General features: G+C 73.0%; 13 protein-coding genes. 5 read left to right on the top strand and 8 right to left on the bottom strand.

Annotated elements, in window-relative coordinates; genetic code table 11:
• Nucleotides 1–82 precede the first annotated feature (82 nt).
• Complete coding sequence (locus tag QCN29_RS22755) at nt 83–3,031, bottom strand: beta-N-acetylglucosaminidase domain-containing protein (RefSeq protein ID WP_398859729.1); 2,949 nt, start codon at nt 3,029–3,031, stop codon at nt 83–85.
• Nucleotides 3,032–3,312: 281 nt separating this feature from the next.
• On the opposite strand from QCN29_RS22755, the gene QCN29_RS22750 reads away from it, so the two are divergent.
• From QCN29_RS22750 to QCN29_RS22730, 5 genes are all read left to right on the top strand, one after another.
• Nucleotides 3,313–3,645 carry a hypothetical protein gene (locus QCN29_RS22750; protein WP_279930423.1) on the top strand — a complete coding sequence of 111 codons (333 nt, stop codon included), beginning with the start codon at nt 3,313–3,315 and terminating at the stop codon, nt 3,643–3,645.
• A 19-nt stretch (nt 3,646–3,664) separates the two neighbouring features.
• Entirely contained in the window at nt 3,665–6,010 is a 2,346-nt protein-coding gene (malQ, locus tag QCN29_RS22745) for a 4-alpha-glucanotransferase (RefSeq protein WP_279930421.1), read from the top strand.
• 21 nt (nt 6,011–6,031) lie between these two features.
• Complete coding sequence (locus QCN29_RS22740; RefSeq protein ID WP_279930420.1) at nt 6,032–6,268, top strand: hypothetical protein; 237 nt, start codon at nt 6,032–6,034, stop codon at nt 6,266–6,268.
• Between the two features lie 193 nt (nt 6,269–6,461).
• On the top strand, nt 6,462–7,454 hold the full coding sequence (locus tag QCN29_RS22735; RefSeq protein WP_398859726.1) for a DMT family transporter: 993 nt from the start codon (nt 6,462–6,464) through the stop codon (nt 7,452–7,454).
• 19 nt (nt 7,455–7,473) lie between these two features.
• The gene (locus QCN29_RS22730) at nt 7,474–8,385 is read left to right on the top strand and encodes a LysR family transcriptional regulator (RefSeq protein ID WP_279930419.1); all 912 of its coding nucleotides are present in this window, start codon (nt 7,474–7,476) and stop codon (nt 8,383–8,385) included.
• 8 nt (nt 8,386–8,393) lie between these two features.
• On the opposite strand, the gene QCN29_RS22725 is transcribed toward QCN29_RS22730, so the two are convergent.
• From QCN29_RS22725 to QCN29_RS22695, 7 genes are all read right to left on the bottom strand, one after another.
• Nucleotides 8,394–9,740, bottom strand: a complete 1,347-nt coding sequence (locus tag QCN29_RS22725; protein ID WP_279930418.1) for a cytochrome P450 — start codon at nt 9,738–9,740, stop codon at nt 8,394–8,396.
• Between the two features lie 24 nt (nt 9,741–9,764).
• Nucleotides 9,765–10,868, bottom strand: coding sequence for a selina-4(15),7(11)-diene synthase (locus tag QCN29_RS22720; protein WP_279930417.1), 1,104 nt, complete (start codon nt 10,866–10,868; stop codon nt 9,765–9,767).
• Between the two features lie 160 nt (nt 10,869–11,028).
• Nucleotides 11,029–12,489: a cytochrome P450 gene (locus tag QCN29_RS22715; protein WP_279930416.1), complete on the bottom strand. Its 1,461-nt coding sequence runs from the start codon at nt 12,487–12,489 to the stop codon at nt 11,029–11,031.
• Nucleotides 12,486–13,118 carry a GTP-binding protein gene (locus tag QCN29_RS22710; RefSeq protein WP_279930414.1) on the bottom strand — a complete coding sequence of 211 codons (633 nt, stop codon included), beginning with the start codon at nt 13,116–13,118 and terminating at the stop codon, nt 12,486–12,488. The genes QCN29_RS22715 and QCN29_RS22710 overlap by 4 nt, the downstream gene beginning before the upstream one ends.
• Nucleotides 13,099–13,446, bottom strand: a complete 348-nt coding sequence (locus QCN29_RS22705; RefSeq protein WP_279930412.1) for a DUF742 domain-containing protein — start codon at nt 13,444–13,446, stop codon at nt 13,099–13,101. Before QCN29_RS22705 ends, QCN29_RS22710 begins: the two co-directional genes overlap by 20 nt.
• Nucleotides 13,443–13,847: a roadblock/LC7 domain-containing protein gene (locus QCN29_RS22700; RefSeq protein ID WP_240138679.1), complete on the bottom strand. Its 405-nt coding sequence runs from the start codon at nt 13,845–13,847 to the stop codon at nt 13,443–13,445. Before QCN29_RS22700 ends, QCN29_RS22705 begins: the two co-directional genes overlap by 4 nt.
• Complete coding sequence (locus tag QCN29_RS22695) at nt 13,844–15,463, bottom strand: sensor histidine kinase (protein WP_279930447.1); 1,620 nt, start codon at nt 15,461–15,463, stop codon at nt 13,844–13,846. The genes QCN29_RS22700 and QCN29_RS22695 overlap by 4 nt, the downstream gene beginning before the upstream one ends.
• Nucleotides 15,464–15,610: the final 147 nt, after the last annotated feature.

Genomic DNA, 15,610 nt, shown 5'->3' with positions numbered 1-15,610 from the left:
GTTCGGCCGGCGCTGCGCACACCCGGTGGGCCCGTCACCCATGGGACGAGGCGCTACGCGCTTCGTCGCAGGTGGAAGAACCTCAGCCCGCCACCTCGTACGCCTCGACGGAGAAGAGCGAGTAGCCGAACTCCGTGCCCCGCACGTCCCCCTGGACGCGCAGGAAGCGGACCGGACCGCCGGAGTCGAGGCGGACGTCCGCGCGGCCGGGGCGGCCTTCGGTGATCGCGGCCGCCGTGTGCCAGGTGACGCCGTCCGCGGAGGTCTGGACGCGGTACGACGCGGCGTAGGCGTCCTGCCAGTGCAGGACCACCCGTCCGACGCGGGCCGGGCGGGGCAGCCGGAGCTGCCACCAGGCGGCGTCCTCGGCCGGTGAGGACCACCGGGTCTCCGGGTCGCCGTCGACCGCCGCCGAGGCGGGGAAGTCGGGGGTCTCGTCACCCGACGAGGAGGCGGCAGCGCCCTCCTCGCGTGCCAGGTCCGGTCCGGTCGTCCGCGGATACGCCCGCACGGTCAGAGTGCGCTGCTGCCCGGCGAAGGACACCGGCACCCGGTACTCGCCGGGCGGCGTGTCCGCCGGGACGGACACCTCCACCGGAACCGTCGCCCGCACCCCGCGCGGCACGGTCGTCTCCTCGGGGGCCGTCACCTTGATGCCCGGCGGAGCCTTCGCCGTCAGCGAGCCGCGCACCTCGCCGGGCCCCCGGGCGGTCACCTCGACGCCGATGCGCTTCGGCGCGCCGCCGATCTCGGCGTCGGCGTGGTCCCGTACGAGATCCAGCCCGGCCGTCGGCTCGTCCGCGAACCACGGCGCCAGCGACCGCACACGCGGCCCGTCCGACCCGGAACCGGGCGCGACGACCCGCAGCCCGTCCGCCCGCAGCCCCTTCGCGTCCGTCTGCGTCCAGCCGTCCGGCGACAGCGGCCCCAGCGGCCGCCAGCCCTCGCCCGGCACATGCGCCTCAAGGCGACCCGGCTCGGCCGACGGCTCGGCCATCGTCGTCACCGTCCGCAGCGGGCGCGCCCGCCCGAGCAGCACCGTGTCCCGCCCCGCGGACTCCTTCCTGCGCTCGGCGCCCGTCCACGCCGCGGACTCCTTCTCTGCCCGGTCCAGGAACGGCCCGAGGACGCCCCTGCCGACCGTCGGCCCGCCCTGGGCCTTCAACGACTCCCGCAGCGGCTCCAGTTCCAGCGACGCCCGCCACGCGGCCGCCCCGTCGCCGCGCCCCTGGGCGTGCAACATGTCGACCGCGATCTCGCCGGCCCGCCCGTACCGCGCCAGCTTCTCCAGCCACGGCCGCACCTCCTCGCCCAGGCCCGCGACGGGTTCCGCGTCCCGCAGCCGCTGCGGCGCCTCCCGCATCTGGGTGAACGCGTCCCGCAGCGCGCCCGCGGCACGGTCCCGAGCGGCCGCGTCCCGAGACGTCCGCGACCGCCAGAACTCCTGGAGCAGCGGCCGCAGATACGCCGACTCGTCGTCCGCGTCGACGATCCACGAGGTGTGGTTGCCGGCCAGCGCCCGCAGCGCCTGCCGGGTCCGCGCATCCCCGCCCGCCAGGTCGTCCAGCGCCGCCTGCCAGGACTCCTGCGGCCGGTAACCGCGGGGGTTCCAGGCGTAGTCGGCGACCGTGAACAGCGGAATCCGGGCGGCCGACGCCTGCTCCATCGCATTGGCGAGCAGCTCCGCCGAGCCCGACGCCACCGCCGGATCGCGCCCCGTGTAGGGCCCGAGGAAGATCCTGTCCTGTGCGAAGTCGTTGACCGGGTAGTTGTCCATGGTGACCAGGGGATGGCGGAAGACATCCCGCGCGTCGGACATCTCCCGGCCCGTGATGGTGCGCGGCACCACCCCGACGCCCGTCCACGCCACCTGCACCTCGGGCGGCAGCTCCGCGGCGAACGCCTTCCGGTAGTCCGTGGCGCCCTCCTGGTGGTACTCCGTGGGCATCACCGTCAGCGGCGCCGCCTGAGGCAGCCGCTCGCCCATGTGCCGCGCCAGCTCGCCCGCGACGCGCGCCTGCGCCTTCGCGGCGGCCTCGGGCCCGGAGCCGAACACGTCCCCGTCCGCGTCGCACTGCCACTCGCTGTAGCTGACGTCCTGGAACTGGAGCTGGAAGGCCCGCACCCCCAGCGCGTACATCGCCTCGATCTTGCGCTTGAGCGCGGTGACGTCCGCCTCCCGAGACAGGCACATCGACTGCCCGGGCGCGACGGCCCAGGCGAGCGTCACATGGTTGCGCCCCGCCTGCTCGGCGAGCGCGCGGAACTCGGCGCGCTGCACCGCGGGGTACGGCTCGCGCCAGCGGGCCTGCCGGAAGGGGTCGTCGCCGGGCGCGTACAGATAGCGGTTCTGCTTGGTGCGGCCCATGAAGTCGAGCTGGGAAAGCCGCTGGCCGTGGCTCCACGGCTGGCCGTAGAAACCTTCCGTCACACCGCGTACGGCCGTTCCCGGCCAGTCGCGGACCGCCACTCCGGCCGCCGAACCGTCCTTCACGAGCTGCCGGAGGGTCTGGACCGCGTGGAACAGCCCGTCCTCGCCGACCCCGTCCAGCGCGATCGTGTCCCGGCCGCGGACGCTGCCGACGGCCAGCCGGTACCCGCCGGACGGCAGATCCGCGCGCTCCGGCACACGCAGCGCACGCAACGCCGCGTCCGCGCTCTGCGCGCCGCTCCCGCCGAGCAGCACCGCAGGCCCGCGGCCCGGCAGATCCCGGTGCACCGTGTGCACCCCGGCCTGCCGCAGCATCTCGATGAGCTGTTCGACCGCATGCGGGTCGGCGTCCTCGCCCGCCACCACGGTCGCCTCGTCGCCCAGCCGCACGGCGGCGCCCGCCGCCTTGAGCGACTGCGGCCGCGGCCACACGGGCGGCACGGCCGGCCCGCCCTGCGGGTCCTGCGCGCGCGACGCGGCGGACTCCGGGTCGCCGGGCGCCCCGGGAGCCGCGGCCGCGCCCTGAGCGCCGCCGAGCAGGCCGCCGATGACGGCGACCGCCATCGCAGTCGCGGTGCCCCTCCTGCGCCCGAGCCGCACGACCGTCTCCCCTCGCTCTCCCCTGACGTTCCGGTCGGTTTCGAGCCCACCACCCGCACGGTGAGGGTGTCAATGCACGTGGTCGTTGTGCGCCTTTTGCCTGCTGCAAGGCCTGGCACGCCCGCTGTCGACCGTGTTTGAGACAACTGCCGTCCGGGGTACGGAGTGTGACGCGGAACACGTCGGCTGATCGGATACGGATGTGAACGCGTCCGCTGGGTAGGGGTGCCGTATCCCATTCGCCTACTGCCCGCACGCTGCTTCGACGAGGAGTCACCACCGTGGCCGCATCCGCGAACCTGCTGCTCTCCGCCCTGTCCAAACAGGTCCCGGCGCCCGCGGCGCCTGCCGACGACGTCACCGCCCCCTGCCCGTTCGAGGACATCGCGCCCCTCGCCCAGGCCACCCCGCTCACCAGTGAGCCCCCCCTCGCCCAGGCCACCCCGCTCACCAGCGAGCCCCCGCTCACCCAGGCCACCCCCCTCACCAGCGAGCCCCCGCTCACCCAGGCCACCCCCCTCACCAGCGAGCCCCCGCTCACCGACATCGCACCCCTGACCAGCGAGCCGACCGCGTACGGCACGGCCGGAGGGGCGTCGGCGCCAGGAGTCTGACATCTGAACAGGAGTCCGCATGGGCCTTGCCCGGCTCGCCGCGCTGCACGGAGTCGCCACCGACTACGAGCCCTCCGAGGGCGTCCGCGTCGCCGTCCCCGAGGCAACGGTCATCGCGGTCCTCGCCGCGCTGGGGGTCGACGCCTCCACACCGGCCGCCGTGCGCGACGCCCTGCACCGTGCGGAATCCGCCCACGCGGCCCGACTCCTGCCCCGGACGGTCGTCCTGTGGCGATCGGAGCCACTGCCACCCGCCTTGACGGGCCTCCCCGAGGGAACCTCCCTTCGGGTCGAGGCCGAGGACGGCGAACGTCCGGACCGCCTGCGGGCGGGCGAGCCGCCGAGCCGCCCGCCCGCTGCACAGCCCGGTCCGCCCGCTGCACCTTCCGGTCCGCCCGCCGCACCTCCCCGGCCGGCCGCCGCACCTCCCGGGCCGGCCGCCGCACCTTCCGGTCCGCCCGCCGCACCTCCCCGGCCGGCCGCCGCACCTCCCGGGCCGCCCGCCGTGTCAGACCCGCCTCGCGACGCCGCCCCGGGGGCGGCCCCGCGGCCGCCCGCCGCCGAGGTGACCGACTTGGCGCACCTGCCCTACGGCGTGCACCGGCTGTCCGCCGAGACCCCCGACGGCCGCACCGGCAGCTGCACCCTCATCGTCGCGCCCGCCCGCGCGCCCGAAGCCCCCGAACGGGTGCACGGCTTCCTGGTGCAGCTGTACTCGCTGCTGTCCACACGCTCCTGGGGCATGGGCGACCTCGGCGACCTCGCAGAGCTCGCCGCCTGGTCGGGGCGGTCACTCGGAGCCGGGTTCGTGCAGGTCAACCCGCTTCATGCGGCCATTCCCGGACGGCCGACGACCGACCCCTCCCCGTATCGGCCGTCCTCGCGCCGCTTCCCCGACCCCGTGCATCTGCGCGTCGAGGAGGTGCCGGAGTACGCCCTGGCCGCCGCGGGGCCGGACCGCGAACGGCTCCAGGCCCTGCGCGAGCGCGGCGCGGAGCTGCGCTCCGCCGTGCTGGACAAGGGCGCGCTGATCGACCGGGACGCGGTGTGGGCGCTCAAGCGCGAGGCGCTCGGGATCGTGCTCCGCGTCCCGCTCGGCCCCGGCCGCCGGGCCGCCTACTGCGACTTCCTCGCCGAGCAGGGCCAGGCCCTGGAGGACCATGCCACCTGGTGCGCGCTCGCCGATGTGTACGGCCCCGAGTGGCGCTCCTGGCCCGCAGCCCTGCAGGATCCGCGGTCGACGGAGACCGGCCGGGCCCGGCGCGAGCTGCTGGACCGGGTGGACTTCCACTGCCGTCTCGCCTGGCTCGCCGACCGGCAGCTCGCCGCCGCCGCCCGGGCCGCCGACGAAGCGGGCATGGCCGTCGGGGTCGTCCACGACCTCGCGGTGGGCGTGCACCCCGGCGGCGCGGACGCCTGGGCCCAGCGCGAGGTCTTCGCCGAGGGAATGTCCGTCGGCGCGCCCCCGGACGCCTTCAACGCCCGGGGCCAGGACTGGGGCCTGCCCCCGTGGCGGCCCGACGCGCTCGCCGCCTCCGTCTTTGCCCCGTACCGCGGACTGCTGCGCTCCGCCCTGCGCCATGCGGGCGCCCTGCGCATCGACCATGTGATGGGGCTCTTCCGCCTCTGGTGGGTCCCCCAGGGCCGCCCGCCCACCGAGGGCGCCTACGTCCGGTACGACGCCGAGGCGATGCTCGCCCTCCTCGTCCTGGAGGCGCACCGGGCCGGAGCCGTCGTCATAGGGGAGGACCTCGGGACCGTCGAGCCCGGCGTACGGGAGGCGCTGTCCCGGCGGGGAGTGCTCGGCACATCCGTGCTGTGGTTCGAACGCGACTGGGCCGGCACGGGCCGCCCGCTGCCCCCCGAGCGATGGCGCAGGGACTGCGTCGCCACGGCCGCCACCCACGATCTGCCGTCCACCGCCGCCCGGCTCTCCGGCGACCATCTGGCCCTGCGCCACCGGCTGGGGCTGCTCACCCGCCCCCTCGAACGGGAGCGCACCGACCAGGCAGCGGAAGTGGCCGAATGGCTCGGTCTGCTCGCCGCCCTGGAGCTGCTGCCCGAAGGCGCGGGCGACGAGGAGGGCGAGATCCGCGCCGTCTACCGCTTTCTGCGGCGCACCCCGGCCCGGATGACGGGCATCTGGCTGCCCGACGCGGCAGGCGACCGCCGCCCGCAGAACCTGCCCGGCACCTGGGACCAGTACCCGAACTGGCGGATGCCCGTCGCCGACGCCGACGGGCATCCGCTGAGCCTGGAAGAGCTGGCCGCCTCGCCCCGGCTGCACCGGCTGCTCGCCGTCTTCCACACACCGCGCCCCGCCCGCACGCCCCGTACGGCACCCCCGGGCGCGCGCCCCTCATAGCCGTTCGCTACGTTGGGCACCGTGGACAAGAAGAACGCCTTGCGCGCCGGCGCCGTCGCGGCCGGCACGACGCTGATGATGCTGCTGATGTCGCCTGCCGCGTCCGCCCTCACGCGAGACGACGGCGACGACCCCGGCCCCGGCCTGAGCGCAGCCGAGACCGTCGGCCTCTTCGTCGTGCTGCCGATCGGCCTCTTCGTGCTGATCGCGGGCCTGGTGATGGTCCTCGACAAGTCCAGGAAGCAGCAGCAGAGCTGACAGACCTCCCACAGCGCTCCGGTGCGTGCATCGCGCCCCGGAGCGCTTTTGTGCGCCCGCACCCCACAATCATTCAGTTTCACTTCACGAATTCATCGAAAACATTCGATGGACCTGGGCAATCGGTCTCGGCCACGGTGGATCACACCTGAGCGATCCACCCCCTCACGGGGAGAGAGGCAGATCACCGCCGATGGCCCACGCCGAACAGACCCGCGTCCGCAGCACCGCCCCGGGCCCCGCCGCCGCCCCGGCCCCCGCCACCGCTCCTGCGCCCGCCCGCGCCTCAGGCTCCGGCTCGGGCTCCGTACGGCGGATGGCCGCCACCGGGCTCCTCCTCGCCGCGGTCGCGACCGTCGTCTGGTCCGGCAGCTTCATCACCTCCCGCGCCCTGAACGACTCCGTGCCGCCCGTGCAGGCGGCCTTCTGGCGCTGGATCGCGGCAATCGCCGTCCTCGCCCCCTTCGCCCTGCGCGCGACCTGGCGGCGGCGCACCCTGATCCGCCGCCATCTGGGCTATGTCACCCTCGCCGCCCTCCTGGGCGTCACCCTCTACAACACACTCGTCAACCAGGCGGGCCTGACCGCCCCCGCCTCCACCATGGGCATGATCATGGCCGCCTCGCCGGTGCTGATAGCGGTGTGCGAACGACTCGGCGGCACCCGCCTCGGCCTCCGGCGCATCGCGGGCCTGGCCGTCGCCTGTCTCGGAGTACTGCTGCTGTCCGGCGACGGAGCGCTGCCCTCCGGCTTCGCCGCGGGCGAACTGTGGATGCTCGCGGCCGCGGTGAGCTTCGCCTCGTACAGCGTCCTGCTGCGCCGCCGCCCGCCGGAGCTGGGCGGCCTGCCGTTCCTCTTCGCCGCCTTCGCGCTCGGCACGCTGCTGCTGGCTCCCGCCCACGCCCTCAGCGTCGCCGTCCAAGGCGGCTTCGAGCCGACCGCGGCGACCGTCGGACCGCTGCTCTACGTCGGCGTGTTCTCCTCCGCGCTCGCGTACTTCGCCTGGAACAAGGCCGTCGCACTGATCGGCCCGGCCCGCGCGGGCGTCGTCTACCACCTCCAGCCCGTGTGTGTCGCCGCCCTCTCCTTCGTCATCCTCGGTGAGCGGACCGGCCCGGCCGGGCTGCTGTGCATGGGGCTGATCCTCGGCGGAGTCGCCCTGGCCGCCACGGGGCGCTCCCGATGAGCCGGTACCGTGGCCGCGCATGACCGAATGGGACGTCAGAAAGCTGCGGATTCTGCGCACGCTGCACGAGCGGGGAACCGTCACGGCCGCCGCCGAGGCGCTGTCGATGACCCCCTCGGCCGTCTCGCAGCAGCTGGCCAACCTCGGCCGGCAACTCGGGGTGGAACTGCTCGAAGCCCACGGTCGGCGGGTCCGGCTCACCGGCGCGGCCCATCTGGTGCTGCGGCACGCGGAGGAGGTCTTCGCACGGCTGGAGCAGGCCGACGCCGAACTGACGGCCTATCGGCGCGGTGAGACCGGGCGGGTGCGCATCGGCGCGTTCTCGACGGCCGTGCCCGCGCTCGTCGTCCCCGCGGTACGAAAGCTCCGCACCGCGCATCCGGACCTGGAGGTGCGGGTCCGAGAGGCGGAGGCGGCACAGGCGTACGAGCTGCTGTCGTCCGGCGACGTGGACCTCGCGCTCTCCCTCGCGGCACACGCGCCCACGGCCCGCGACGCCCGCTTCAGCAGGGCGCCGCTGCTCGCCGACCCCCTCGACGTGGCCCTGCCCGCCGGCCATCCGCTGGCCGCCGCGCCAGGGCTGCGGCTGGCGGAGCTGTCCGGCGAGCGGTGGATCTTCGGAGGCAGCGGCCCGTGGTCCCAGATCACGCTCACCGCGTGCGAGGCGGCCGGGTTTGTCCCCGAACAGGCCCACTCGGCGTCCGGGTGGGCCGTGATCCTGGCGATGGTCGAGGCGGGGATGGGCGTCGCCCTCATCCCCCGTATGGCGGCCGCGGAACGCCCCGCGGGTGTGGCGATGCGCGTCCTGGCGGCGGATCAGCCCCGCCGCCATGTCATCGCCGCGGTCCGCCGCGGCGCCGAGACGGCCCCCGGGACCGCCCGCCTGCTGACGGCCCTGCGGGACGCGGCGGCGGCGCGGGAGGAGCCCTGACGCTCCGGTCAGGCCGCGGTGCGGGGGTGGACGGTCATGGGCACATGGTTCGGGTGCGCCATCGCGGAGGCGGCGGCCCGGGGCGTGTGACCGGGTGCCTGACGGAGCTGCCAGCGGCGCAAGACCGTCGCCAGCGTGATCGTCGCCTCGGTCCAGGAGAAGACGTCGCCGATGCACTTCCGGTTGCCGGCCCCGAAGGGCACGAACGCCTCACGGGCCAGACCTGCCCGGCGCTCCGGCAGCCACCGGTCGGGGTCGAATCGGTCGGGCTCCGTGTACAGGCCGGGATCCCGGTGCAGTGCGTACAGGCTGAAGGCCACCTCCGCACCGGCCGGGAGGGCGAATCCGCCAAGCTCGACTTCAGCCGTCGTCCGGCGCATCAGCAGGGTGACGCCGTAAAGGCGGATCACCTCGTCCAGAACCCGGCGGATGCCGGTGAGGCGGGGGACGTCCTCGATGGTCACCGCGCGGTCGCCGACGATCTCCTCGATCTCCGCCACCAGCTCCTCCTCGACCTCGGGGTGCCGGGCGAGTTCATGGAAGGCCCAGGCGAGCGTCGAGGCGGTGGTTTCGGTGCCGGCGAACAGGATGGTGACGAGTTCGTCCCGGACCTCTTCGTCGCTGAGTGCCTCTCCGGTGTCCGCGTCCCGGGCGGTTAGCAGCACGGACAACAGGTCCGGGCGGTCAGTCCGTCCGGAGACGCGGGTCTTGGCGATCACGTCGTCGATCACGCGGCGCATGCTGTCAGACGCGGCGTCGAAGTCCCGGTTGGCGCGCACGGGGAGCCGGTCGAGTACCTTGGGCGAGGCCGCTCGTATCAGCATGTTCTTCAGGATGACCGGAAGGTTCCGGCGCACGGCCTCGACTGCGGGCCGCCCGATGTCGGTGGAGAACATGGTCGCGGCCAGCGTCTCGATGGCGTACTCGCCCATCACCTGCTCGACCGCGATCCGCTGGCCCGGCGACCATGACTCGGCGAGCGCCAGCGCCCGGCCACTCATGATCTCGGCGTAGCCCGCGATGCGCTGCTGGTGGAACATCGGCTGCATCAGCCGGCGATGCCTGCGGTGGGTCTCGCCGCTCGCCGTGGCGAGGCCGTTCCCGACGAGCGGCCGCACCCGGTCGTACAGCCGTCCCTTTTCGAAGCTGCGCGCCTGCCTCACCGTCACGTCATGGACCAGCCCGGCGGTGGTGACCACATACACGGGCATGGTCCCCAGGTCGACCCGGACCAGTTCGCCGTGCTTCCGCAGCGAGGTGAGGAAGCCGAGTGGGTCACGCCACAGTTTCACCGCGTGTCCCAGCAGTGGCAGGCCCCCGGGGGCCTTGGGGACGGACTGCGGGCGAGCTGACAACGAAGACTCCTTTCTGCCGGACCGCTACGCGGCTTGCTGCACCGGCCGGTGCAGCAAGCCCGGCGAGGCTGACGCCCGGACGGGCAGGAGCTCCCACCACCAGGCGATGACGGGGATGTCCAGCGGCTCGTCGCTGTCGTCGGTAGGTGTGTCTCGGAAGGCCGACGGCACCGGCGCCGGGTCGTCCGGCGTGCTGTAGCGGAGGGAGCTTACGCCCCAGTCCTGCGCGGCTCGGATGAAACAGGCCAGGCTGTGCAGATACTGGCGGAGCTGCGGGCTGCCCCGCCGCCCCAAGTGCTCGCTCAGCCGCTGGAACAGGCACATCACCCGGTCCCGCTGGTGGATCGCGTAACCGAGAGCCTCCCGTGGCCCGAGACCCTGATGCTCCTGCAGCACGCGCAGGGCGTTGAGGTAGTACTCGGAGCCTGCCTTCTCCTTGTTGTACGAGAGGATGTCGTTGTCCCAGGTGATGACGAACGACGCCATCTCGGCCGCCGCACGCACCGCGTCATGGTCACGCTCATGCGGCTGGAGCTCATAGCCGTACCCCATCTCCAGCAGGGGGAGGACCACGGTTGTGGCCCCGTCGTACAGCCGCATCAGAGTGTAGTCGTCGAGGCAGGGCACGGTCCCGGACCGGCGGTGGGCGGCCTCCCACACCACGGAGAAGAAGTACTCGCGCAGGGCGTCCACCCAGCGGGCCCGCTGGCCGGGCGCGCCGTAGCGGTCGACGCGGAGACGCAGATCCCGCAGGCCCGCTGCCAGGGGGTCCTGCTGCAGTATCCCGGCTTCCGGGTCCTGGGCGACGCGCAGCAGCCGGTGGAGGTAGCCCGTCAGCGCACCGGGGCGGCGGCCGAGTTCGCCCTCCTCGCAGTGGCCGTCGTCCACGCCGAACAGCCAGAGCACGAAGTCCGAGAGGAGGGAGACGACTTCCTCGTGGCCCTCGGGGAGGATTCGGGCGGCGAACGTTCCGATGTCGTGCCGCACGAGTCTGCCGCGCAGGTCCTCCGTGCCGATGCGAAACGTTTCCGCCCAGGCCGCGGTCTGGACGTCTATCTCCGCATGACGGGGGTGGATCGCGGGGGGAAAGGGGGAATAGAGAGGCGGAACTATCAGATCGGGCGGCACGACGGCCTTCCTCTCGCTCCGGGGGGCATGCGTGTGGGCCGACTCAGCCCTCACACATGCCACTTGCGCCACACAGTGATCAACTATGGCGCATAGTAGCCACTCGCCACTCCGCTTCCAACGGAACGTTTTCCCGCTGAACCAGCATCAAAGGTGCTATTCACCGCTGCGTACGAAACAGCGACCTCCACCACGGGGTATGCGACGGTCCGGAATCCGCCGTCTCCCACGATTCCGCCGCAGACGTGGCGGGCACCGGAGGCCGTGCGGACGCCGGGGCCGTCGAGGCGAAGTCGGTCTCCGCCCCGGGCGCAGGGACTTCGCCGGTCGTGTACGGGGACGGCGGCGTGAACCGCACGGGCAGTGACTGCAGCCGCTTGGACAGCCAGGCCGCGCTCCACCGCAGCTGGTTCTCGTCCACCGCCAGCCTGAGGTCGGGCAGCCGAGCCAGCAGTGTGTCGACGCCGGTGTCGGCGATGGCCCTGCCGATGTCCTGGCCCGGGCACTCGTGCGGACCGCTGCTGAACGCCAGATGAGCACGGTTGCCCTGCAGCGAGGCGGACAGATCTGGTCTGATCTCGGGATCGACGTTCCCCGCCGCGATGCCGAGCAACAGCATGTCCCCGGCCTTGATCTGCCGGCCGCCGAGCACCGTGTCCCCCGTGGCCCAGCGGCCCGGCACCGCAGACATCGGAGGCTCGTCCCACAGCACCTGCTCCAGAGCGTTGGGCAGCGTCATATGGCCGCCGGCCAGGTTCGCCCGGAAGCGGCGGTCGGTCAGCACCAGCCGCAGGGTGCTCGCGATCAGATTGACCGTGGTCTCGTTCGCGGCTACCAGGACCAGCCGCAGATGCTCCAGCACCTCGTCGTCGCTGAGACCGGCGTCATGGCCGATGAGCCAGCTCGCGAAGTCGCTGCCCGGCTGCTCCTTCTTCCGCTCGGCCAGCTGACGCAGCGTCGTGACGACGAAGTCATTGCTCTTCAGAGCCGTTTCCGTGCCCTTCAGCAGATCGAGCACGGCATCCACCAACTTCCCGCCGTATCCCTCGGGCATGCCGAGCAGCTGCGTCATCACCAGCATGGGCAATTTCTCGGCGAAGTCCCCGATCAGATCTGCCTCTCCGGAGGCGGCGAACCCGTCGATCAGCTGTTGGGTGTAGCGGATGACATAGCGCCGCACGCCCCTGCGGTCGAACTGCGCCAGGCTGTCGGTGACCGCCGAGCGCAGCCGTTCATGCTCGCGCCCGTCGGCGAAGACGCACACCGGCTGCCACTGGACCATGGGCCGCAACGGATTATCCGGGGAGACCTTCCCCTCCCGGAACATGTGCCAGTTGCGCGAGTCGCGGGAGAACCGGGAGGGGGAACGGGTCACCTCCAGCAGTTCGCGGTAGCCCAGCACCAGCCACGCCGGCAGATCCCCGTGCAGCAGCACCGGCGCGACCGGCCCGTGCTCCTTGCGGAGCGCCTCGTACAGGCCCTGTGGGTCCGCCTCGGCCTCCGGGCCGTATAGGCGGCGCAGCCGGTCCGGGCCGGCTGCATGGGCGGGGCAGCCGGGCGGCGGCATGGCGGGAGAGCCATGGGCGGGAAGGGGTCCGTGGGTGGGTTCGGCGGCGGTCATGACGCCTCCTGCGTCGTGGCGAGGGTCTGGAGGTAGCGCATCAGCGTCATCAGCACATCGCGGCTGGACGCGCGGTCACGCGCGTCGCACGGCACGATCGGCACCGCCTCTGGCAGGTCGAGCGCGCCCCGCAGTTCGGCGACCGGATACCGGGGGGCGTCCGGGAAGGAGTTGACGGCGACCACGAAGGGCACGCCGCGCTCCTCCAGCCGGCCCAGCACATCGAAGGAGACCTCCAGGCGGCGGGTGTCGACCAGTACCACCGCGCCCAGGGCTCCCTCGAAGAGGCCCCGCCACAGGAACCAGAAGCGCTCCTGACCAGGGGTGCCGAACAGATAGAGGACCAGTTCCTCGTTGATGCTGATCCGGCCGAAGTCCATGGCCACGGTCGTGGAGGTCTTGCTGGAGACGCCCGCGGTGTCGTCCACGCCGACCCCGGCCTGGGTCATCGTCTCCTCGGTGGTCAGCGGCCGGATCTCGCTGACCGAGCCCACCAGCGTGGTCTTGCCGACGCCGAAGCCGCCCACGATCACCACCTTCACGGCGGCGGTGGCGGTCTCCGGCAGCACATCCTCGCTCCGCGGGCCGCGCTCAAGGGCGGCAGCCTGTTCAGAGCCGTTGAAGTCCATCGATCACTGCCTCAATCAAAGCGCGGTCGGGGAGTCGGGCGGGTGGCACGGGGGCGCGGGCGATCACCCGGTCCTGGTCGAGGAGATCGCCGAGCAGCACCGTCACGACGCTCACCGGGAGCCGTAAGTACGCGGAGATCTCCGCCACCGACAGCGGCGCCTTGCAGATCCGCACGATGGCCGTGTGCTCCGGCTGCATGCCGGGCTTCGGCCCGGACCTGGCCACGATCAGCGTGACCAGGTCCAGTTCGGCCGGGGCGGAGGCTCCGCTGCGGCCACCGGTGATGACGTAGAGCCGCTCGGGACTGGTCTCCTCCCAGTCGCTCACCTGGCTCCGTCCTGACGCGGCGGGCTGCTGAGATGTTCCCCGATCCGCAGGACCAGGTCCCGCATCTGCTGGCCCATCAGCCCGGCGTCGACGCCCTCGTCGGCGAGGACGGCGAGAAAGGCTCCGGCGCCCGCGGCCATGAGATAGAAGAAGCCGCCGTCCATCTCGATCACGACGAGTCTCATCCGGCCGTCGCTGTGCGGGAGTTCTGCCGCGACCGCGCTCGCGAGGGACTGCAGCCCGGCGCAGGCGGCCGCCAGCCGGTCGGCGGTGTCGTCGTCGGCGCCGTGCTGGGCCATGCGCAGACCGTCGGCCGAGAGCACCACGACATGCCTGGTCTGCGGCACGCCTTCGGCGAGGTCCTTGAGCATCCAGTCCATGTTGGCCTGCTGCTGAATCATGGCTGTGTGTTCCCCTTGCTCGCTTCGGTGGTCTCCCCGGACACGCCGTTCTGGAAGGCGGCCAGCCACATGCCGGGCTGCACCTGCGGCGGTGCGGGTCTGTTCTCGGGGGACCGGTGATCGGACGGCTGCCCTGAGCCGTGGTCGGGCTCATGTCCCCCTGCCGGACCGGGCCCTTGTCCGGCGCCCGGCCATGGCCCCGCGGCGCCGGCCGCGGCCCCGGGGCGTCGGCCGGCCGCCATCGCCCCCTCGCCGGCCGCCCGCTCGTCCGCAGCCGCGGTGACGCGCTGCTTGCGGCGGCGCTGCGGCAGTCCGTTCGCCGTGCGCTCGGTCACCAGGGGGGCCGGGTCCTCGGCCGCCGTCGGGCCGCTGACCGGCCGGGCTGCGGCCACGGCTGCGGCCGGGGTCTGGACGGGAGCGGGCGCGGCGCCCGGTGTGGCCGTGGCCCGCGGCCCGGAGGACGCGCCGATGCCGTGCGCGAGGCCGGTCGCGGACGCGGCGGCGGTGATCAGGCCCTGCGGCACCACCAGGACGGCGCGCACACCCCCGTATGCGGAGGAGCGCAGCGAGACCTGGAAGCCGTACGCCTGCGCCAGCCGTCCCACCACCGCCAGGCCCAGGCGCGGGGTCTCCCCGAGGTCGGTGAGGTCGAGACCCTGCTGGGCCTGGCGCAGCGTCCGCTCGGCCCGCCTGCGGGCCTCCTCGCTCATGGAGACGCCGCCGTCCTCGATCTCGATCGCGATGCCCGACTGCACCTCGACGGCGGTGAGATGGACCTTGGCCTGCGGCGGCGAGTAGCGGGTGGCGTTGTCCAGCAGTTCGGCGAGCGCGTGGATCAGCGGTTCGACGGCGGAGCCGACGACGGCCACCTCGGAGACGGAGTGCAGCTCGACCCGCTGGTAGTCGATGATCCGCGACATGGCGCCGCGCAGCACGCTGTAGAGCGGCACGGCCCTGCTCCACTGGCGGCCGGGCCGCGCGCCGCCGAGTACGGCGATGGAGTCGGCGAGCCGGCCGATCAGGGCGGTGCCGTGGTCGATGCGCAGCAGGTCGCCGAAGACCTCGGGCGACTTGCCGTGCCTGTCCTCCATCTCCCGTAGTTCCTGGGCCTGCTGGTGGACGATGGCCTGCACACGGCGGGCGATGTTGACGAAGGCGCGCTGTGCCGAGTCGCGCAGATCCTCTTCGGCGACGACGGCGTCGACGACCGTGCGCACGACTGCCTGGTGGGCGTCGGGGGCGGGCAGCGAGTTGAGCACGTCTTCGGGGAAGTCCCCCTTGCGGAGCCGTTCCACGGCCTCCGGCAGCAGGGTTCCGGCGAGATGAGCGGTCTCGGCGTCCCGTTCGGACAGTAACGCCTCCCGCTCGGCTATTCGACGGCGGAGCCCGTCGATGGCCCGGCCGCGCCGGGCGGCTTCGGCGCCGATGGCGGCGACTGCGACGGTCGCGATTCCTCCGACGACCGCGACGGGCACACGTGCCGCGTCCGCGGCCAGGGCCGTGGTGACGGCCGTGGCGACGGCGGTCAGCACAGCGGGCAGCAGCCACCCGAAGGTTGCCGGGGCGGAGGCGGACCCGCGGCTTCCATTTCCAGGCGACGATTCCTCACGGACCATCAGCACCCTCAAACGATCGAACGAAAAGGATCACCGGACAACGCTGAGCGAGCATAGTCGTTCATTTGGACGGGGGTTGACGCCGGGTCATAAAAACGGAACGGTCCATGCCTGCTGCAAGCCGCCCGCAAACGGGCATTTGGTGAT

It is taken from the genome of Streptomyces chengmaiensis (assembly GCF_029846775.1).
In the GTDB taxonomy this organism is placed as follows: domain Bacteria; phylum Actinomycetota; class Actinomycetes; order Streptomycetales; family Streptomycetaceae; genus Streptomyces; species Streptomyces chengmaiensis.
The sequence above is the reverse complement of the archived record's forward strand: the minus strand, read 5'-3'. Positions and strand labels throughout refer to the sequence as shown.